At 64.5% G+C, this 17,906-nt stretch carries 20 protein-coding genes; 11 read left to right on the top strand and 9 right to left on the bottom strand.

The features are described 5' to 3' along the window. Positions 1–3 precede the first annotated feature (3 nt). Entirely contained in the window at positions 4–420 is a 417-nt protein-coding gene (locus AC4FWB_RS20465; protein WP_491028072.1) for a hypothetical protein, read from the bottom strand. Positions 421–913: 493 nt separating this feature from the next. Between AC4FWB_RS20465 and AC4FWB_RS20460 the strand changes: the two genes are divergently transcribed. Both AC4FWB_RS20460 and soxR read left to right on the top strand, forming a co-directional pair. Then, the gene (locus AC4FWB_RS20460; protein WP_491028071.1) at positions 914–1,372 is read left to right on the top strand and encodes a tRNA (cytidine(34)-2'-O)-methyltransferase; all 459 of its coding nucleotides are present in this window, start codon (positions 914–916) and stop codon (positions 1,370–1,372) included. 235 nt (positions 1,373–1,607) lie between these two features. After that, positions 1,608–2,051, top strand: coding sequence for a redox-sensitive transcriptional activator SoxR (soxR, locus tag AC4FWB_RS20455; RefSeq protein WP_491028070.1), 444 nt, complete (start codon positions 1,608–1,610; stop codon positions 2,049–2,051). A 3-nt stretch (positions 2,052–2,054) separates the two neighbouring features. On the opposite strand, the gene AC4FWB_RS20450 is transcribed toward soxR, so the two are convergent. Then, positions 2,055–2,312 carry a hypothetical protein gene (locus AC4FWB_RS20450; RefSeq protein ID WP_320318025.1) on the bottom strand — a complete coding sequence of 86 codons (258 nt, stop codon included), beginning with the start codon at positions 2,310–2,312 and terminating at the stop codon, positions 2,055–2,057. Between the two features lie 120 nt (positions 2,313–2,432). On the opposite strand from AC4FWB_RS20450, the gene hemF reads away from it, so the two are divergent. The 5 genes from hemF (at position 2,433) to AC4FWB_RS20425 (ending at position 6,250) form a co-directional block, all read left to right on the top strand. Continuing rightward, the gene (hemF, locus tag AC4FWB_RS20445) at positions 2,433–3,347 is read left to right on the top strand and encodes an oxygen-dependent coproporphyrinogen oxidase (RefSeq protein WP_491028069.1); all 915 of its coding nucleotides are present in this window, start codon (positions 2,433–2,435) and stop codon (positions 3,345–3,347) included. 244 nt (positions 3,348–3,591) lie between these two features. Beyond that, positions 3,592–3,852: a DUF1344 domain-containing protein gene (locus AC4FWB_RS20440; RefSeq protein ID WP_292434304.1), complete on the top strand. Its 261-nt coding sequence runs from the start codon at positions 3,592–3,594 to the stop codon at positions 3,850–3,852. Positions 3,853–4,134: 282 nt separating this feature from the next. After that, positions 4,135–4,320: a DUF1059 domain-containing protein gene (locus tag AC4FWB_RS20435; RefSeq protein ID WP_059188453.1), complete on the top strand. Its 186-nt coding sequence runs from the start codon at positions 4,135–4,137 to the stop codon at positions 4,318–4,320. A gap of 282 nt (positions 4,321–4,602) precedes the next feature. After that, on the top strand, positions 4,603–5,181 hold the full coding sequence (locus AC4FWB_RS20430; RefSeq protein WP_491028068.1) for a hypothetical protein: 579 nt from the start codon (positions 4,603–4,605) through the stop codon (positions 5,179–5,181). An 88-nt stretch (positions 5,182–5,269) separates the two neighbouring features. Then, positions 5,270–6,250, top strand: a complete 981-nt coding sequence (locus AC4FWB_RS20425; protein WP_491028067.1) for a S8 family serine peptidase — start codon at positions 5,270–5,272, stop codon at positions 6,248–6,250. A gap of 131 nt (positions 6,251–6,381) precedes the next feature. Here AC4FWB_RS20425 and AC4FWB_RS20420 read toward each other — a convergent pair whose 3' ends face one another. Genes AC4FWB_RS20420 through AC4FWB_RS20410 form a run of 3 tightly spaced genes read right to left on the bottom strand, consistent with a single transcriptional unit; the run spans position 6,382 to position 8,923 of the window. Further along, on the bottom strand, positions 6,382–7,650 hold the full coding sequence (locus AC4FWB_RS20420) for a CCA tRNA nucleotidyltransferase (protein WP_491028066.1): 1,269 nt from the start codon (positions 7,648–7,650) through the stop codon (positions 6,382–6,384). Then, complete coding sequence (locus AC4FWB_RS20415) at positions 7,647–8,279, bottom strand: CoA pyrophosphatase (RefSeq protein ID WP_491028185.1); 633 nt, start codon at positions 8,277–8,279, stop codon at positions 7,647–7,649. The genes AC4FWB_RS20420 and AC4FWB_RS20415 overlap by 4 nt, the downstream gene beginning before the upstream one ends. Continuing rightward, positions 8,279–8,923 carry a DUF1285 domain-containing protein gene (locus tag AC4FWB_RS20410; protein WP_491028184.1) on the bottom strand — a complete coding sequence of 215 codons (645 nt, stop codon included), beginning with the start codon at positions 8,921–8,923 and terminating at the stop codon, positions 8,279–8,281. The genes AC4FWB_RS20415 and AC4FWB_RS20410 overlap by 1 nt, the downstream gene beginning before the upstream one ends. 145 nt (positions 8,924–9,068) lie before the next feature. Between AC4FWB_RS20410 and AC4FWB_RS20405 the strand changes: the two genes are divergently transcribed. From AC4FWB_RS20405 to AC4FWB_RS20390, 4 genes are read left to right on the top strand one after another with little or no spacing between them, the layout of a single operon-like run. Next, positions 9,069–10,073 carry an AAA family ATPase gene (locus AC4FWB_RS20405; protein ID WP_491028065.1) on the top strand — a complete coding sequence of 335 codons (1,005 nt, stop codon included), beginning with the start codon at positions 9,069–9,071 and terminating at the stop codon, positions 10,071–10,073. Beyond that, positions 10,073–11,041: a DUF58 domain-containing protein gene (locus tag AC4FWB_RS20400; protein WP_491028064.1), complete on the top strand. Its 969-nt coding sequence runs from the start codon at positions 10,073–10,075 to the stop codon at positions 11,039–11,041. The genes AC4FWB_RS20405 and AC4FWB_RS20400 overlap by 1 nt, the downstream gene beginning before the upstream one ends. Next, positions 11,038–13,854: a DUF4159 domain-containing protein gene (locus AC4FWB_RS20395; RefSeq protein WP_491028063.1), complete on the top strand. Its 2,817-nt coding sequence runs from the start codon at positions 11,038–11,040 to the stop codon at positions 13,852–13,854. The genes AC4FWB_RS20400 and AC4FWB_RS20395 overlap by 4 nt, the downstream gene beginning before the upstream one ends. A gap of 3 nt (positions 13,855–13,857) precedes the next feature. Next, positions 13,858–15,945, top strand: a complete 2,088-nt coding sequence (locus tag AC4FWB_RS20390) for a hypothetical protein (protein WP_491028062.1) — start codon at positions 13,858–13,860, stop codon at positions 15,943–15,945. A 169-nt stretch (positions 15,946–16,114) separates the two neighbouring features. Here the strand turns inward: AC4FWB_RS20390 and clpS are convergent, their stop codons facing one another. The 4 genes from clpS to AC4FWB_RS20370 all read right to left on the bottom strand — a co-directional run bounded on the left by clpS (position 16,115) and on the right by AC4FWB_RS20370 (position 17,677). Further along, positions 16,115–16,420, bottom strand: coding sequence for an ATP-dependent Clp protease adapter ClpS (gene clpS / locus AC4FWB_RS20385; protein ID WP_126088006.1), 306 nt, complete (start codon positions 16,418–16,420; stop codon positions 16,115–16,117). 180 nt (positions 16,421–16,600) lie between these two features. Then, on the bottom strand, positions 16,601–16,942 hold the full coding sequence (locus AC4FWB_RS20380) for a hypothetical protein (RefSeq protein ID WP_491028061.1): 342 nt from the start codon (positions 16,940–16,942) through the stop codon (positions 16,601–16,603). Between the two features lie 149 nt (positions 16,943–17,091). Further along, a complete protein-coding gene (locus AC4FWB_RS20375; protein ID WP_491028060.1) occupies positions 17,092–17,337 on the bottom strand; it encodes a hypothetical protein in 246 nt (81 codons plus the stop codon). Positions 17,338–17,374: 37 nt separating this feature from the next. After that, entirely contained in the window at positions 17,375–17,677 is a 303-nt protein-coding gene (locus tag AC4FWB_RS20370; RefSeq protein WP_491028059.1) for a hypothetical protein, read from the bottom strand. Between the last annotated feature and the right edge of the window lie 229 nt (positions 17,678–17,906).

Here is a 17,906-nt window from a genome sequence, read left to right as displayed (position 1 = left end):
CGCTCACGCGGCGCGGGATTGATGGGCAAGGCCTTTCGGCCGCGCGGCGCGACGGGCCGGCGATACGGAATCACTCGCATCGCCGGCCCTGCTTCGCGCAATATAGGGTGTCGCGGGCTTTTCGCCGACAGGCTCACCAGAGGATCCTGACGGACCTGAGATTCCTGACGGCACGTTGGAGCCAGCCCGCGCTTTCTCGCCCGGCCGGAACAGCCTTGCGATACGGCGCACCAGCGAAGGCCGGCCGGGATCGGGCACGGCGCGGGAAAAATCGACATCCGGCAGCATGCCGCGATGCGGACGCCGGCGCGTCTTGGCATGCACCGCCGACGAATAGGTCTCGCCGATCAGCAGCGCCCAGGTCGCCATCTTGCGCTCGTGCAGGCTTCTTGAACCCGGTATTTTGTAGGGATCGAACATCGGTCCGTCCTCCATGTGCAAATGCGTTAAAAAGGGTGACACGAACTCGACCTCCGGCATTCGGCCGGAGGCACGAAACGCGTCGGTCAGGACATGACGGCAAGCGTCAGCCCGGACACGACTAGAGGCGTCGGTCTCGACGGTCTTGACACGTTCAGCTGGGGCGCTCGGCCCCTTTGGCAGTTTGAAAAACATCGCAGGATTCCTTCGAAAGCCGAAACTGGGTTCGGCGGGAATCGGTGCGATGAGGTCTTAAAGTGTCAGAAGAATCGTCGTACCGAAACCGCCGTTGGGCATACATGAGCCCCGGAGAGGCGCTGCCCGGAGAGGAACTGGAAGTGCATGGTCATCATGTGGTCCCCCTCCTTCGGTTCGGGTTGACGATGGTGGGCATATACTCGACTTCGCAGAAAATGGCCACCCGCCAGTCCAGAAATCGCCAAAAGCGGGAGACGCCTGTGGCCGATCTGCCACTTATTAGAAAGATGCGGAAATGAACGACCGTCTCCGCATCGCGCTCTACCAGCCTGATATCGCCGGCAACACCGGGACGATCCTGCGCTTGGCCGCCTGCCTTGATCTCGGTGTCGACATCATCGAGCCGGCCGGCTTCCCGCTCTCCGACCGGGCGCTGAAACGGGCCGGCATGGATTACCTCGAAATGGCGGCGCTTTCCCGCCATGCCGACTGGCACGCCTTCGAGGAATGGCGCCGGACGAGCGCGCGCCGTCTGGTGCTGCTCACCACCAAGGCCGAGACGGCCTACACCGATTTTTCTTTTGCCGCCGGCGACATCCTTCTGTTCGGCCGCGAATCCGCCGGCGCGCCGGAAGAGGTCCATCAGGCGGCCGATGCGCGACTGACCATCCCGATGCGGCCGGGCGCGCGCAGCATCAATGTCGCGCTCTCCGTCGCCATGGTTGCGGGCGAAGCGCTCCGCCAGCTCGGCTAAAGCAATTCCAGGAAAAGCGTGAAGCGGTTGGGCGCGGCGCCTTCGCCATAGCCTTCCGTCCGGAATTGCGTCAAAACAACGAGCCAGTATTCTCAGCCCTCGTTCGCCGTCGCGAACCGCCTCCCCTTCGGCCGTCATTTTCACCCAGGCGCACATCGCCTTCTCCTGCATTTGCCTTGCCAGGATTTCCTCGCTACAAGCTCAACCTAACTTGAGGTCAAGGGGAAACTGCGTAGTGGCTCCGATAAGGGAATTGACGGTCGGCCAGGTGGCGATGCGCAGCGGTGTGGCGGTGTCGGCGCTGCATTTCTACGAGGCGCGCGGGCTGATCCGCAGCCATCGCACGGCGGGCAACCAGCGGCGCTACGGCCGCGACGTGCTGCGGCGGGTGGCGATCATCCGCATCGCCCAGGAGGTCGGCATCTCGCTCGCCGAAATCGCCGCGACATTCCGGTCCCTGCCCGAAGGCCGCACGCCGACGCGCGAGGACTGGAACCTGCTTTCAACGGCTTGGCGCGATGGGCTCGACCACAAGATCAGCCAGTTGAAGAAGCTGCGCGACGGCCTGACCGATTGCATCGGCTGCGGCTGCATGTCGATCGACAAATGCCCGCTCAGGAACAAGGACGACCGGTTGGCGAGGGAAGGCACCGGAGCGAGGCGGCTGGTTGCGCGTTGATGGTCAATCGGCAGCCGGCAGCCGCCGCATGGTGAATTCGATGACGTCGCCCGGCCGTTCGAACCAGCTTTCGATCTCGGTCCAGTAGGCCTGCTTGGGAAAGCGTTCGAACCACTCCTTGGCCTTGAGGCGTGCCGCAGGGCGCGGCAGAACGAAGGTCTCGCGCAGGAATCCGTCGCGCGGCTCTCTTTCGCGCTCGGCCCGCGAGCGCTCCAGCCTCTTCCTCAAGCCATCCAGCGGCGGTCTTGCCGGGGTGCGCACGAAGGAACTCCTTGCACCTTGGTCAGACAGGACTTGACCCTTGCCCTTAAGAGATTAGGGATCGCGCGCGGAAAAAACGAGTCATTTGTCGGGCAAGCAAGCCCGTGACTGGAGACCGAATTGGAACGACCTGACCTTCCCGTGGGGCTGCCGGCCGACATCGAGCAGAAGAAAATGAAGGCCCGCCTCTGGTTCGAGGCGCTGCGCGAGCGCATCTGCGCCACATTCGAGCAGATCGAGCAGGAACTCACCGGGCCGCTATCGTCCTGGTCGCCCGGGCGTTTCGAGAAGACGCCCTGGGAGCGCGACGACGGTAAAGGCGGCGGCGGCACCATGTCGATGATGCGCGGCCGCGTCTTTGAGAAGGTCGGCGTGCACACATCGACCGTATACGGCGAATTCTCGCCCGAATTCCGCAAGCAGATCCCCGGCGCCGAGGAGGATCCGCGCTTCTGGGCGAGCGGCATTTCGCTGATTGCGCACCCCTGGAATCCCAACGTGCCGGCCGTGCACATGAACACGCGCATGGTGGTGACCACGCGCCAGTGGTTCGGCGGCGGCGCCGACCTGACGCCTGTGCTCGACCGTCGCCGCACCCAGGACGACCCTGATACGCTGGCCTTCCACCGCGCCATGCAGTTCGCCTGTGAGAAGAACGCCGCCGTGGCCGACTACCCGAAATTCAAGGCCTGGTGCGACGAGTACTTCTTCCTGCCGCATCGCGACGAGCCGCGCGGCATCGGCGGCATCTTTTTCGACTGGCTGCATTCGGACGAGGACAAGGGCGGCTGGGACGCCGATTTCAATTTCGTCCAGGATGTCGGACGCTCTTTCCTCGTCGTCTATTCCCATCTGGTGCGGGGCAATTTCAACCAGAACTGGACCGATGGCGACCGCGACGAACAGCTCATCCGGCGCGGCCGTTACGTCGAATTCAATTTGCTTCACGATCGCGGCACCATCTTCGGCCTGAAGACCGGCGGCAATGTCGCCTCGATCCTGTCCAGCCTGCCACCGGAGGTAAAGTGGCCGTAAAAATCCGGTGATCGGAGCGAAGGCCGCATTGATGTCCCATTCGCCGAATCTGGGCGGGCAATGTGGCGGTTGCGATTTCTTTTTCGTCTAATATCCTTTTGAAAAATTTGAGCTATTTAACGTTGCCGGGTCGGGAAGCGCCGGCGGTTCGTCACTGCTGCGAACCGCGACCCGACGCGACCGGACGGCCCTGATCGACAGGGGTGCCTTCGATACGGTGCCCGCATTCCAGGAGAGCATGCCAATGCGCAAGCTTATTGTGACGGCAGCAGCCGCTGCCTTTCTCGCCTCCGGTGGCGCCGCGTTCGCCGCGGTCAAGCACACCACGGGCACGGTCAAGAGCTTTGATGGAACGGCCATGAGCCTTGTTCTGGACAACGGATCGACCTTCACCCTGTCCAAGGCCTTCAAGGATCCGGGCATCAAGCCGGGCGAGAAAGTCCGCGTTTCCTGGGATATGAGCGGCAAGAACAAGGTTGCCGAGGCCGTCAAGATCATGAAATGACGGCAAGAGAGCAATTCCAGGAAATGTGCGCAGCGGTCCGGAATTGCGTAAAAACAAATAGCTAAAGCAAGATCAGGCAGCAGAAAGGCGGGGCAGCGATGCTCCGCCTTTCATTTCGCGAAAGCCGCGAAAAACAATTGCTCTCCGGCGCCGATGCAACCGAAGCCGGCGACATGTGTTATGGTTGTCCACCCGAGCAATTCCAGGAAAAGTGCGCAGCGGTTTTCCGTGGGAGATTGCATAACAACAAATGGCCGCTCCAGAGCTAGGAAAGGAAAAACCATGAAGGAATTTCAATGCGGGACACTGGTCCCGGGCTGTGACTGGCACACGCGCGCCGAAGAAGAAGCAGAGGTGATGCGCCGCGCCGTCGAGCATATGCGCGAGACGCATGGCGAAACGATCATCCGCGAGACCATGATCGAGGCGATCCGCTCCCGCATCCAGAAGGTCCGCGACGCGGCCTGAGGCGTCAGCCAGGCTCCCGATCGCGGAGCTCGCACGATATTGGGACAGCGGGATGCAGCATGTGGATGCATCCTGCTTCCTTATGGCTATCTGCTCTCGTTCCGACAACTCCCTCTGCTCCCACAAATTCAAGCAAAAACTTATATTCGTACCGGCTTGGATAACTCTGCGGTAACGGTCTGCATGCGATCGTCGCGCGCATGATCCGGCCACAGTCGGTTGCCCTAAGGGGCGCTCGCCACAAGGCGCTGTCCGGATCGGGTGTGGCGAGGTGCTTCGCGCATGCGCGAAAAGTCCGGCAATCGAGGCGGTTCCCGCGCAGCGGCGTTGCTGTTGTGCGCGTTGCTCGGCGCGTCGCCGGCGGCAGCCCAGGAAATGACCACCTCGCTCGTCGATATCCATCAGGGCTCACCGCTTAGCGATCGCGCGAAAGACCTCGGCAATGGCGGCTATGAGCTGCAGGACGGAAGCCAGGTCTCGTTCAATCGCTGGTACCACACGAATTGGGTCGACATGCATGTCGACCTGCTCACCCAGTTGACTGAAAACAGCGGCATCCTGTGGGGGTTCGGCACCGGGGAGCAAGCCGAGAAATACCGTATCGCGCCAAGCCTCAAGCTTGGTTTTCTTACCCAGAGGCATCTCAATCCGAACAGCACCTTGTCCCTTTCGGTCACCTCGATCATCGGCGGCAACCTGACTGAAAAGCCCTGCGTGGCCGACTACGGGGATCTTGGCACCTACAGCGTCAACTGCCGGCTCGCGGCCGGCGAGATGGCGCCTGAGGACACGCTGAAATATCTGGTTAACGCTACACCCGAGAGGCTGCGCCTGTGGCTCAATTACCGTGTTACTTTCTGATCGGCGGGAGGCCGTGCATGAGAAATCTTCATGCTCCCGAAGTCCGCGATCGTCCGTCCTCGTTCCGTGTTTGACCGGGAGTAAGTCCATGTCTGGTAGTATCTGGAAGTTCGGTATCGCAGCGGCTCTCGTCCTTCTGCCGGCATCCATCGCATCGGCGCAGGAAGCCCTCGATGCGGACGAGACGGCCGCGCTATGCCACGGCGGTCAATCGATATGCGTCAGCGCAAAGATTCCGGTCGCGCGGACGACCCAGACGCTACAGAACTGGATGAGCCCCGACGTCGGCGCGGCATGGGCGGCGGGCTACAAGGGCAAGGGCGTCACCATCACCATCGTCGACGACTTTAGCAGTTCATCGCGCTTCTCCGGCAATTTCGGCATCGGCGTGCAGACCCAACGGCACGGTGAATGGACGCGCGAGGAGGCGAGCATGATCGCTCCCGCTGCGACCATACGCTCCAAGGACTTCTCGACGGGCTCGGCAGTCCCGCTGGCAGGCGGCCGGAACGTGCTCAACCTCAGCTACGGCATGTACGCCAACGCCGGCTACAGCGTCAGCCAGATCGGGTGGGCTCCGGAGGAAGCCTCGATCATCTCCTATGCCACCAAGGGATCGGCCATAGTCTCGAAAGCTGCCGGCAACGACGCGGTCGCGGTCGGCGGGGTCACCGGCGGCCAGCAGGACTATCTCGACCTCGCTTTGATCGGCAAGCAAACGGCGATCTTCGTGGGTGCGCTGTCGACGAACGGCACGACAGCCAACAAGGCCGAGCTTGCCTGGTATTCCAACTACGCCGGTACCGATACCGCCGTGCAGAGCCACTTCCTGGTGGTCGGCGTCGAGGGCGACAAGACCGGCCTTTACGGCACGTCCTTCGCCGCACCGATCATCTCCGGATATGCCGCGATCATCGGCAGCAAATTCACCAAGGCGACGCCGGTTCAGATCACCAACGACCTGCTCAACACGGCTCGCACCGACACGCTGGTCAATTACGATCCCTCGGTCTACGGCAAGGGCGAAGCCAGCCTTTCGCGCGCCCTGGCTCCTGTGTCGATACGTTGACCGGCACCGATCGGTCCGGGCTGCCGCTCTAAAGCATGTCTCCCGAAAGTGGGGCCGGTTTCGGGACAAAGACATGCCTAAAATCAAAAACTTAAAGTAGGTCGCGTGAATCCTTTTTCACGCGACCTGCTTTAAGCCTCGAGCGCTTGGGCGGCGCGTTTGAGCAGCGCGCCGCGATCCATGGCGAATCCGGAATCCACCCATTCCTTCTCGAGGTTTTTCAGCGTCGCGCCGACCTTCGGGCCGGGCGACGCGCCGAGTTCGGTCAGGTCTGCGCCCTTGATCGGAAACACTGGCTTTTGCCATTTCAAGGCGAAGCCGAGCAGGCGCGAGAAACCGCCGGCCTCCATCATGGCCTGATTGTCTTCGACGGCACGTGTCCGCGCGCCAGCGAGCGCGAGCCGAAGCCGATCGAGGAACCCGTCGCGATCGCCGAAATAGAGCCTTTTCGCCAGCTCGGTCTCAGTCGTCTTGGAGTCAGGCGGCGCAGTCAGTGCCCAGTGCCGCAGGCGCACCCCTTCGCCGGTCGAAAATCTCAGCCTTTCGGCGAGCGTCTTCATGCGCGCGGCATCCGGCGGAACGACAGCCTCCAGCCTGAGCAGCGGATCGGCTGCCCAGGCGAGATCCTTTTCGGTCCTGACCAGCCCATGGATGGCGTCGATGCCCCACTTCTCGCTCTCCGGCAGCACGGCGGTAAGAACACCGGCCTGACGCATCCACAGCAGGGCGCGCGCAGGATCGGGCGCCGAAAGCAGCTTCTTCAGCTCGGACCAGACGCGCTCGGCCGAAAGCCTGCCGAGCCCGTCCTTCAGCCTGGCGCAGGCCTTCAGTCCTTCGGCATCGGGCCGGCCGTCGCCATACCAGGCAAAAAAGCGGAAGAAGCGCAGGATGCGCAGATAATCCTCGCGGATGCGCGCTTCCGGATCGCCGATGAAACGCAGCCGCCGCGCCTCGATGTCGGCGACGCCGCCGACAAGATCGACGACCGTCCCGTCGGCTTCGGCATAGAGCGCGTTGATGGTGAAGTCGCGGCGCTCGGCGTCAAGCTTCCAGTCGCGCCCGAAGATCACTTTCGCCCGCCGGCCGTCGGTCTCGATATCGGCCCTGAGCGTCGTGACCTCATACGCCTTGCCGCCGGCGATCGCCGTGATCGTGCCGTGCTCGATCCCGGTCGGCACCGTCTTGAAGCCGGCGGCCTCGGCGCGGCGGATCGTTTCCTCAGGCAGGGTCGTCGCCGCGATGTCGATGTCGGCGACCGGCTGGCCGATCAGCGCATTGCGCACCGCTCCGCCGGCGACGCGCGCCTCCTCGCCGCCCTTCTTCAGCGCGGCAAGCAGCTTCTGCAGGTGCTTTTCGCCAAGCCAGTCGGCCCTGCCAGACAGAAACACTCCCGCGCTCATGCATAGAGCCTTTCATAGAGCGTGCGGACGATGCCGGCTGTGACGCCCCAGATGCGCTGCCCGCCATAGGGCATCTCGTAGAAGAACCATTCGAGGTCGTTCCACATGCGGCTGTCGCGCGCGTGGTTGGCGGGATCCATCAGGAAACGCAGGGGCACTTCGAAAGCGGCGTCGACCTCGTCGGCATTGAGCGTCAGCGAAAAGCCCGGCCGCACCACGGAAAGCACCGGCACGATGCGGTAGCCGCTGCCTGAGATGTAGTCGGGCATCCGGCCGATGATTTCGATATGGTCACGGTCGAGGCCTATCTCCTCGAACGTCTCGCGCAACGCAGCGGCCTCGGGGCCGGGGTCCGTCGGATCGATGGTGCCGCCGGGAAAAGCCACCTGACCGGAATGGCTGCGCAGCTTCTCGGCGCGCTTGGTGAGCAGCACCGAAGCGCCATCGGTGTGATCGATGACCGGGATCAGCACCGCGGCATCTCGCAGCGGCTTAATATGCTTCAACCTCGGGTGGCCGGGATTGAAGCGATGATCGCCGAACTCGTCGTCGGGTTGCGCTTCGGCCTGCGCCGCGACGCGGGCGCGAAAATCCGCAACCGAGAACGGCACCGGCGCCACCTGGTCCATCACGCGCTTAGCCGCTCGAGCTTTTCGACCGGCATGATCGGATAGACCTCGCCGCCGGAGCGGACGGCGAACATCGCCTTGCCGTCGATGTCGATCTCCTCGCCATATTCGACCAGCTCGTACATCACCGGACGCGCCACCAAGGCCTCCAGCCGGCCGCGCACCAGCACATAGGGTTTCACGCCACCGGTCGCGTCCTCGTCGACGAAGCGCAACGGGTGGTCGGGCCCGGCGCTGACGACGTCGCCGACATTGGTGCGGAAGGTGATGACCTGCTCGTCGCCGGTCCCCGACACATTCATTTCGACGGCGATGAAGGGCGCGTCGGCGACGCGGATGCCCACGCGCTCCACCGGCGTTACCAGATAGGTTCTGCCATCGGCATCCTTGCGCAAGACGCTGGAAAACAGCTGCACCAGCGGCATGCGCCCGATCGGCGTGCCGAGATAGAACCAGGTGCCGTCGGCCTTGATCTCCATGTCGAGATCGCCGCAGAAGTCCGGATTCCAGCGCTCCACCGGGGCCGCTCCCTTGCCGGCCCGCGCCGCCCGCGAGATCAGCGCTTCCAGCCCGCGCGCTTCGGTGGCGCCAGTCAGGCTCTGTTCGCTCAGGCTCTGCTCGCGATGTCCGGAATCATCGGTCATGGTCACGAAATAGTCACTGTTGTTTCGCTTGTCAGCCTAAGTCTGTGATTTAAGTTCAATCACAGGCGCCAGGCGAGGCCGAATCGCGGCATTCTGGGACTTTGAGAGTGCAGGCCGGCATTTCCAACCACAAGGATCGAACGGCATGAGCGTGATGATCAAGGAAAGCCCGTTGAGCGACAAAGCGATGATCGAGGAGGCCGAGAAGGCGCTGGGCGACATCTCGAAGGTCCGCGACGCCGTAGGCCGGGTGATCTTCGGCCAGGAAGCCGTCGTCGAGCGCACGCTGGTGGCGCTGCTTGCCGGTGGCCACGCGCTGCTCGTCGGCGTGCCCGGCCTCGCCAAGACCAAGCTGGTCGAGACGCTCGGCATCGTGCTCGGCCTCGACTCCCGCCGTGTCCAGTTCACGCCCGACCTGATGCCGTCCGATATTCTCGGTTCGGAAGTGATGGAGCAGGACGAGCTCGGTAAGCGCTTCTTCCGCTTCATTTCGGGGCCGATCTTCACCCAGCTTCTGATGGCCGACGAGATCAATCGCGCCTCGCCGCGCACCCAGTCGGCGCTGCTGCAGGCGATGCAGGAATATCACGTCACCATCGCCGGCGTGCGCCACGACCTGCCCTCGCCTTTCCACGTGCTGGCGACGCAGAACCCGCTGGAGCAGGAAGGCACCTATCCGCTGCCCGAGGCGCAGCTCGACCGTTTCCTGATGCAGGTCGATATCCTTTATCCGGAGATCGAGGCCGAGCGCCGCATCCTGCTTGAAACCACCGGCGTCGAGGAGGCCAAGGCCGACAATGTGCTGCAGTCGGCCAGGCTGAAGGAAATCCAGACGCTGATCCGCCGCATGCCGGTGCCGGAAAGCGTCGTCGAGGCAATCCTCAAGCTGGTGCGCTCGGCCCGTCCCGGCCAGGGCAACGCCGACACCGACAAGCACGTCGCCTGGGGTCCGGGTCCCCGCGCCAGCCAGGCGCTGACCCTGTGCGCACGGGCGCGGGCGCTATATGATGGGAGATTGGCGCCGTCGGTCGACGACATCCGTGCCTTGGCCGAGCCGGTGCTGCAGCATCGCATGGCGCTGACGTTCGCTGCCCGCGCCGAAGGCACTTCCGTGCGCGACGTGGTGGCGAAACTGGCAAAAGGCATCTGATGGGTCGAATAGGCGAGGTCCAGGCACCGGTTGCGACGCGCGACGCGCTCGCCCGCGGCCGGTTGCGGGCCTCTCTGGTGCCGGACCTGCTGGTCGAGGCGCGCCGCATCGTCAACACGGTGATCGCCGGCTGGCACGGCCGCCGCAAGCGCGGCATCGGCGAGAATTTCTGGCAGTTCCGCCCCTACGTCGAAGGCGATTCCTCGCGCATCGACTGGCGCCGCTCGGCCCGCGACGACCATACCTATGTGCGCGATCGCGAATGGGAGGCGGCCCACACCGTTTGGCTCTGGTCCGACCCCTCCCCCTCCATGCTCTACAAGTCCGCGGGCGCCGGCGTTTCCAAGGAATCGCGCGCGCTGGTGCTGACGCTCGCCATGGCCGAGCTTCTGTCGCGCAGCGGCGAACGAATCGCCTGGCCGGGCCTCACCGACCCGTTCACCGCCCGCAACGGCGCCGAGCGCATCGCGGCCCAGCTCAGCCACGCCGGCGAGCTGCCGGCCAAGCCTGACCTGTCGGCCATCCGCCGCTTCTGCGACATCGTCATCGTCAGCGATTTCCTCGATCCGGTCGAGGAGACCATGGCCTGGCTCGACGTGCTCGCCCGTCACGGCGTGCGCGCGCATCTGATTGAGGTCGCCGACCCGGCCGAGGAGACCTTCCCCTATGCCGGCCGCACCGAATTCACCGATCCCGAAACCGGCGACAAGCTGACTGCCGGCCGCGCCGAAACGCTTAAAGAGGAATACCGCCTGCTCTACACCGCCCGCCGCGAGGAACTGGCCGGCTGGTGCAAGCGTCTGGGCTGGAGCTTCACCGTAAACCACACGGACCGCCTCGCCTCCGAGGCGCTGGTGCGCGTCCACATGGCGATGACCGCCGACAGCAGCCGTCCGGGGCTGACTGGCAGCGGCAGTCGTGCCGGGCTGACTGCCGGCGGCGGTGATCTCGGAAAGGCGGTCACATGAGCTGGCTGCCGCTTTCCTTCGGCGCGCCGATGGTGCTGTGGGGTCTCTTGGCCCTGCCGGTGATCTGGTGGCTGCTGAGGCTCACGCCGCCCAGGCCGCAGACGGAGGTCTTTCCGCCGCTCAGGATTCTCGCCCGCGTCTTGAGGCGCGAGGAGACGCCGCATCAAAGCCCTTGGTGGCTGACGCTGCTTCGCCTGCTGATGGCTGCTCTTGTCATCACCGCGCTCGCCGAACCGGTGTTCAATCCGCGCGAAAAACTGCCGGCGGAGGGCTCGGCCCTGGCGCTGGTCATCGATAATGATTGGGCCAGCGCCGCCGACTGGGGCAAGCGCGTCGCCACCGCCGAGCGGCTGATCGCCGATGCCGGCACGAACGGCGTGCCGGTCGTCATCGCTTTCACTGCCGAGAAGCCCAATGCCGAGATCGGCCCCTTCGATGCGTCGGCCGCGCTCGACCGCCTGCGCGCGGCGAAGCCGCGTCCGATCCCGACTGACCGCCCCGCCGTCTATGCCCGTGTCGCCGCCACATTGGAGCGCCTGCCGGGCGCCAGCGTCGCCGTGCTTGCCGACGGGCTGGCGGCCGACGGCGACGAAGCGGCTTTCAGGACGCTTCTCGAGAAAAATGCCTCGCGGCTGGTCTGGGCCGCTTCGGAGCGGGTCTCGCTCACCGGCCTGACCGGTGCCGACAATCAGGTCGACGGCTTCGCGCTGACCGCCATCCGCGCGCCGGGCGATCCGGCGCCGGCCCAGGTCACGGCCGGCGCCTTCGACGACAAGGGCCGCCGCATCGCCGACGCGACGCTGAGCTTCGCGCCGGGTCAGACCACCGCCACCGGGACGATGAAGGTGCCGTTCGAATTGCGCAACGACTTCGCCTCGGTCGCGCTCGACGGCGAGCATCAGGCCGGCGCCGTGCGCGTGCTCGACGAAAGCTCCAAGCGCCGCCGCGTCGGATTGCTTTCGCAGGCCGAGGCCGACCAGGCGCAACCGCTGCTGTCGCCGCTCTATTACATTCGCCGTGCCCTGCAGCCCTTCGCTGATCTGGTCGAGCCGTCGAGCGCCGATCTGGCCGACGCCATCCCGCAGCTTCTCGACCAGAAGCCGGCGATGATCATCATGGCCGATGTCGGCACCATCCCCGAGCAGGTCCGGCAACGGCTGGTCGATTGGGTCGACAAGGGCGGCACGCTGGTGCGCTTTGCCGGTTCAAGGCTGGCTGCCGCCGGCAATGACGACGACCTCCTGCCGGTCAGGCTGCGCAGCGGCGAGCGCGCGCTGGGCGGCGCTTTGTCGTGGACGACGCCGCAGCCGGTCACCGAATTCCCCAAGAACGGCCCGTTCGCCGATCTCGCGCCGCCGACCGAAGTGACCGTCAGCCGGCAGGTGCTGGCCGAACCGACGCCCGACATCGTCGAGCGCACTTGGGCCACACTTGCCGACGGCACGCCGCTGGTCACCGGCATGAAAAAGGACAAGGGCACGCTCGTGCTCTTCCACGTCACGCCGGAAGCGACCTGGTCGAACCTGCCGATCTCGGGCAGCTTCGTCGAGATGCTGAGGCGCATCGTGCAATTGTCGCGCAACCAGGGCGCCGCGGTCGCCAATGCCGAGGCCGCCGCCGCGTCATTGGCGCCTTATCGCATGATCGGCGCCGACGGCACGCTGGTGCCGCCGACGCCCGATGCGCGGCCGCTGGTGCCCGGCGCCGGCCCATTGCCGGTGACGCTGGAAAACCCGCCCGGCCTCTACGGCTCGGAGACCGGTGTCTTCGCTCACAACCTGCTCAGTGCCTCGAGCACGTTCACGCCGCTCGCTCAGCCGCAGGTTTCGCTGCCGGTGACCGCCATTCCCTACGCGTTCGATGAATCGGAGAACCTGAAGGGCCCGCTGGTTACCGCGGCGCTACTGCTGATGGTCCTCGACACGCTGGCCGTCTTGTGGATGGGCGGGCTGTTTTCGCGCCGGCCACGCCGCGCCACGGCGACCGCCGCTGCCGTGCTGATCGTGCTCGGCGGGCTCTTCGGCCACGCCGATCTTGCCCGCGCGGACGATTCGAAGCCCGGCGATTCGCAGGCGATCGAGGATATTTCGAAAACCCGCATCGCTTATGTGATCACCGGCGAGCCCGGCGTCGACGCGATCAGCCGCGCCGGCCTCGAGGGTCTGACCCGCTTCCTGATCGAGAAGACGGCGCTGGAGCCCGGCCCACCGGCGGGCGTCGACATCTCCAAGGACGAATTGACCTTCTATCCGCTGATCTATTGGCCGATCGACGCCACCGCGCCGATGCCCAGCGAAGCGGCGATCGCCCGCATCGATGCCTATATGCAGCAGGGCGGCACGGTTCTCTTCGACACGCGCGACCAGTTCTCCAACGGCATCGGCGCCGGCTCGGCAAGCCCGTCGACCGAGCGGCTGCGCGACATCCTCGGCAACCTCAACGTGCCGCCGCTGGAACCGGTGCCGTCGGACCATGTGCTGACGAAATCCTTCTTCATCCTTCCCGAGTTTCCCGGCCGCTTCAACGGCAGCCCGCTCTGGGTCGAGACCTCGCTCGACGCCAGCAACACCGAAAACCGTCCGGTGCGCACCGGCGACGGTGTGTCGCCGATCATGATCACCGCCAATGATTTCGCCGGCGCCTGGGCGATCGACGAGAACGGCGACCCGATGCTGCCGACCGTGCCGCCGGATCCGATGCAGCGCATCTACGCGCTGCGCGCCGGCGTCAACATCATGATGTACATGCTGACCGGCAACTACAAATCCGACCAGGTGCATGTGCCTGTCCTGCTCGAGCGGCTGGGGCAGTAGGTCATGAACTGGTCGATTTCCTTTGAGCCGCTCGTTTCCTGGCCGTTGTTCTGGGTCGCCATCGTGCCGCTCCTGCTGCTCGCGCTGGCAGGGCTGTGGTTCCGGCAGCGCGGCTCGGTCCTGCGCTTCATCGCCCTGCTTGCGCTTGGAGCCGCGCTCCTCAACCCCGTCTTCCTCGATGAGGAACGCGAGGCGCTGAAAAGCGTCGTTGCCGTCATCGTCGACCGCAGCCAGAGCCAGGACATCGGCGACCGCACCAAGCAGACCGACGAGGCGCTGGCCGGCCTTCAGCAGCGTCTCGGCCGTTTCAAGCAATTCGATGTCCGCGTCGTCGATGCCGGCAAATCCGAGGCCGCCGACGAGCGCACCGAAACCAGGCTGTTCGGCGCGCTGGAAAGCGCTTTCCGCGACGTGCCGCCCTCGCGCATCGGCGGCGCGATCATGATCACCGACGGCGAGGTGCACGACGCGCCGGCCGGCGCTCCGGACTTCAACGCGCCGCTGCATGCGCTGATCACCGGCAGCGAGCATGAGAAGGACCGCCGCATCCGCTTCGAGAACGCGCCGCGCTTCGGTCTCGTCGGCAAGCCGCTCGACATGAGCTACCGGGTCATTTCCACCGAAGGCCAGGGCAGCCCGGTCGACGTGCGAGTCTCGGTCAATGGCGAGCAGGTCTCGGTCGAGCATGCGACCATCGGCCAGCCGATGAAGCTTGAGGTCACCATCCCCAACGCCGGGCGCAACATCGTCCAGCTTTCAATCGATCACGAACCGGGCGAACTGACCGACGCCAACAACCGCGCCATCGCGCTGGTCGACGGCATCCGCGATCATCTGCGCGTGCTTCTGGTCTCCGGCGAGCCGCATGCCGGCGAGCGCACCTGGCGCAACCTTCTGAAGTCCGACGCGTCGGTCGATCTCGTTCACTTCACCATTCTGCGGCCGCCGGAAAAACAGGACGGCACGCCGATCAACGAACTGTCGCTGATCGCCTTCCCGACGCGCGAACTGTTCGTCGAGAAGATCAAGGATTTCGATCTGATCATCTTCGACCGCTATCAGCACCGCGACGTGCTGCCGATCCTCTATTACGACTACATCTCCGAATATGTCGAAAAGGGTGGCGCGCTGCTGATCGCCGCCGGCCCCGAATATGCCGGCGAGAGCTCGATTGCCCGCACGCCGCTGATGTCGGCCCTGCCGGCGATGCCCAGCGGCGAGGTGGTCGACAAGGCCTTCTATCCGCGTCTCACCGATCTCGGCCAGCGTCACCCGGTGACGCGCGGGCTCGACGGCTCGGCCACCGATCCGCCGCACTGGAGCCGCTGGTTCCGCACCATCGGTGTCAAGAATCCCGAGGGCGAGGTGGTGATGAAAGGGGCCGACGATCGCCCTCTGCTTGTGCTCGATCGCAAGGGCGAGGGCCGGGTCGGCATGCTGCTTTCCGACCAGGGCTGGCTGTGGGCGCGCGGCTTCGAAGGCGGCGGGCCGCATGTCCAGCTCTATCGCCGCATCGCCCACTGGCTGATGAAGGAACCCGAACTGGAAGAAGAACGGCTGACCGCCGACGGCCGCGGCATGGTGCTGGAGATCCGCCGCCAGACGATGAGCGACGATCCAGGCCCGGCCCAGGTGATCACGCCATCCGGCAAGGCGATGACGATCAAGCTCCAGAAAGCTGAGCCGGGCATTTTCACCGGCAGCCTGCAGACCAGCGAGATCGGCCTCTATCAGGTGGGCAATGGCGACCTCACCGCGCTTGCCCATGTCGGCCCGATCAACGCGCCGGAATTCTCCGATGTCATTTCCACCGAAGACAGGTTGAAGGCGCCGGCCGACGCGACCGGAGGCAGCGTGCGCAGGCTCGCGCCATCGTCCATGCTAGGCAGTCTTGCCGGCGGTGTGGCGCTTCCTTCCATCGTGCCGGTCCGCTCCTCGGGCGCCGCGTCGGGCGATGACTGGATTGGTCTGCGCACCACCAACGACAGCACTCTCAAGGCCGTTTCGCGCGTCCCGCTGTTCGGCGGCTTCCTCGGCCTCGGCCTGCTGCTCCTGGCTATCGGCGCGATGTGGTATCGCGAAGGGCGGTAGCGCCTTCTCACCTCTCCCCTTGTGGGAGAGGTCGGATTGCCCCGATTTGTCCTTCACAAATCGGTTGGCTATCCGGGTGATGGGTAACCAGCGCCAAGCTGGAACACCCCTCAAACGACCTCGCTTCGCGAGGCCACCTTCTCCCACAAGGGGAGAAGGAGAAGGACTCCTACTCTTCCGGCTCGGTCGTGAACAGCAGCGGGTAGCCCTTGGCCTTGCCGGCGTCGGTTGCCCGCGCGGCCTTGGTCTCGGCGACGTCGCGCGTGAAGACGGCGACCACGCAGACGCCGCGCGTATGCGCCGTGATCATCACGCGATGCGCCTGATCCTCGCTGAGCTTGAATTCACCTTTGAGCACCGTCACCACGAACTCGCGCGGGGTGAAGTCGTCATTGACCAGGATGACCTTGTAGAGCTTTGGCCGCTCGGTTTTCGGCTGCGTCCTGGTACGCGGTTTGAGGACAGTTTCAGGCATCGGAATCCGCCGGTTGGAAACTCAAGCAATTCCAGGAAAGTGCTTAGCGGTTTTCCGTCCGGAATTGCGTGAAGATAGGCTCGCTTCCACTTTAGTCATGCGGGGAAGCATTCGTCCATTTGCCCGCCGTAGCAGCGAGGGCAAGCATCCAACTCTATGTGGGAAAGCGCCGTTTGCGGTTCAACGGCCCTGACGGCCGATCGTACGGCGCATCGTTGTACCGGATCTGCCGGAGCCGCCATCGCCCAGATCGGAACCGCGCTCCAAGAACGCAGCGGCCATCCAGGCGGCGAAGCCGACCAGCGTTGCGACCGTCAGCACGATCAGGATCCAGCTCTGCGCCGGCGTGATGTAGTCGAAGCTCGACGAGATCACCGGCGCGAAAAGCTCCGGCTCGGTCCTGCCGCTGGCGGGGTCCGGCACTGGGCTGGCTGTGAAGATGATCAACGCTCTTGCCGCCGCGGTGGCGACCAGGCCGCCGAGGGTCAGCGAGCGCATCCGGGACGAAAGCCGCTTCTTCATGCGGATTGTCCTACAGCACCGGCATTGCGATCGGGTTAAGGATCGGGAGCAAGCGCGGCGGAAGCTGCCGGTGTCAGGCTATGGCCGCCGGAAACCGCCCCGGCCGAATCCGGCCGAGGCGGTCTGAAAGATCAGGACCGAAGCCTGGATTACGACTTCTTGGCGGCCTTCTTCGGCGCCTTCTTGACCGGGCACTTGTGCGTCTTGGTCACCTTGCAGACCTTCTTGGCGGCGACCTTCTTCGGAGCGGTCTTCGCCGGAGCGGCAGCAGCCGGAGCGGTCGTGGTCGAGGCAGCCGGAGCAGCGGTCGTCGTGGCAGCGGCGTTGCCGAGAGCCGGCATCGCGAAAGCCATAGCAACAGCGAGGCCGAGGGCGGAGAGGAGGGACTTTTTCATGACTTCATTTCCTTCTTCATGCAGGTCGAGGTGAGCGTCACTGGACCGGGTCGATCGGTGTCACTCCAAGCAGCTTCAAAGCATTTGCGAGCATCCGGATGCCCTGTGCCTGTTTCTTGGCGGCGCAGAACCGGTTTCCCTTTCTTTGAAGTGCCTTCGCCGCGGTGACCTGCGTTGCCGCGGCATGGGTTTCGAGGGCTTCGTCAACTTGACGGTTGAGATTGCTGCAGCGCTCGGTCCGGGTCAGCGGCGTTACCTTTGCGTTGGAAGCTGCGACCGCGGCGGTGATGAGCGACATGCTGAGCAAAGCACCCATCAGGCTGATCCAGAACCTCTGCATTGATCTTGCCCGTTACTCCGGAAACTAGCGTCGCAGCCGATGACCTGACCGCCACGACACCGGTTATGCCCTTGAAATTTTTCACGAGTTTTTCCCGACTGTAGAATTTTGTTTCTGAATTGTTTCTGGGGAAGCCAACCCTTCCCAAATCGTCGCCACTGGCCAAGATGTGGCCCGAATTCTATCGTGTGGGTGATCACCGAAGGACGGCTTGACCACAGCAATCGCG

This window comes from Mesorhizobium sp. LEGMi-168a (assembly GCF_058312955.1).
This window is presented reverse-complemented; position numbering and strand designations above follow the sequence as displayed.

Excerpts from the sequence above, each read along its gene's own strand:
- AC4FWB_RS20465 (WP_491028072.1), bottom strand. The coding sequence starts at position 420 with ATGTTCGATCCCTACAAAATACCGGGTTCAAGAAGCCTGCACGAGCGC.
- AC4FWB_RS20460 (WP_491028071.1), top strand. The coding sequence starts at position 914 with ATGAACGACCGTCTCCGCATCGCGCTCTACCAGCCTGATATCGCCGGC.
- AC4FWB_RS20440 (WP_292434304.1), top strand. The coding sequence starts at position 3,592 with ATGCGCAAGCTTATTGTGACGGCAGCAGCCGCTGCCTTTCTCGCCTCC.
- AC4FWB_RS20435 (WP_059188453.1), top strand. The coding sequence starts at position 4,135 with ATGAAGGAATTTCAATGCGGGACACTGGTCCCGGGCTGTGACTGGCAC.
- AC4FWB_RS20430 (WP_491028068.1), top strand. The coding sequence starts at position 4,603 with ATGCGCGAAAAGTCCGGCAATCGAGGCGGTTCCCGCGCAGCGGCGTTG.
- AC4FWB_RS20425 (WP_491028067.1), top strand. The coding sequence starts at position 5,270 with ATGTCTGGTAGTATCTGGAAGTTCGGTATCGCAGCGGCTCTCGTCCTT.
- AC4FWB_RS20420 (WP_491028066.1), bottom strand. The coding sequence starts at position 7,650 with ATGAGCGCGGGAGTGTTTCTGTCTGGCAGGGCCGACTGGCTTGGCGAA.
- AC4FWB_RS20415 (WP_491028185.1), bottom strand. The coding sequence starts at position 8,279 with ATGGACCAGGTGGCGCCGGTGCCGTTCTCGGTTGCGGATTTTCGCGCC.
- AC4FWB_RS20410 (WP_491028184.1), bottom strand. The coding sequence starts at position 8,923 with ATGACCGATGATTCCGGACATCGCGAGCAGAGCCTGAGCGAACAGAGC.
- AC4FWB_RS20405 (WP_491028065.1), top strand. The coding sequence starts at position 9,069 with ATGAGCGTGATGATCAAGGAAAGCCCGTTGAGCGACAAAGCGATGATC.
- AC4FWB_RS20400 (WP_491028064.1), top strand. The coding sequence starts at position 10,073 with ATGGGTCGAATAGGCGAGGTCCAGGCACCGGTTGCGACGCGCGACGCG.
- AC4FWB_RS20395 (WP_491028063.1), top strand. The coding sequence starts at position 11,038 with ATGAGCTGGCTGCCGCTTTCCTTCGGCGCGCCGATGGTGCTGTGGGGT.
- AC4FWB_RS20390 (WP_491028062.1), top strand. The coding sequence starts at position 13,858 with ATGAACTGGTCGATTTCCTTTGAGCCGCTCGTTTCCTGGCCGTTGTTC.
- clpS (WP_126088006.1), bottom strand. The coding sequence starts at position 16,420 with ATGCCTGAAACTGTCCTCAAACCGCGTACCAGGACGCAGCCGAAAACC.
- AC4FWB_RS20380 (WP_491028061.1), bottom strand. The coding sequence starts at position 16,942 with ATGAAGAAGCGGCTTTCGTCCCGGATGCGCTCGCTGACCCTCGGCGGC.
- AC4FWB_RS20375 (WP_491028060.1), bottom strand. The coding sequence starts at position 17,337 with ATGAAAAAGTCCCTCCTCTCCGCCCTCGGCCTCGCTGTTGCTATGGCT.
- AC4FWB_RS20370 (WP_491028059.1), bottom strand. The coding sequence starts at position 17,677 with ATGCAGAGGTTCTGGATCAGCCTGATGGGTGCTTTGCTCAGCATGTCG.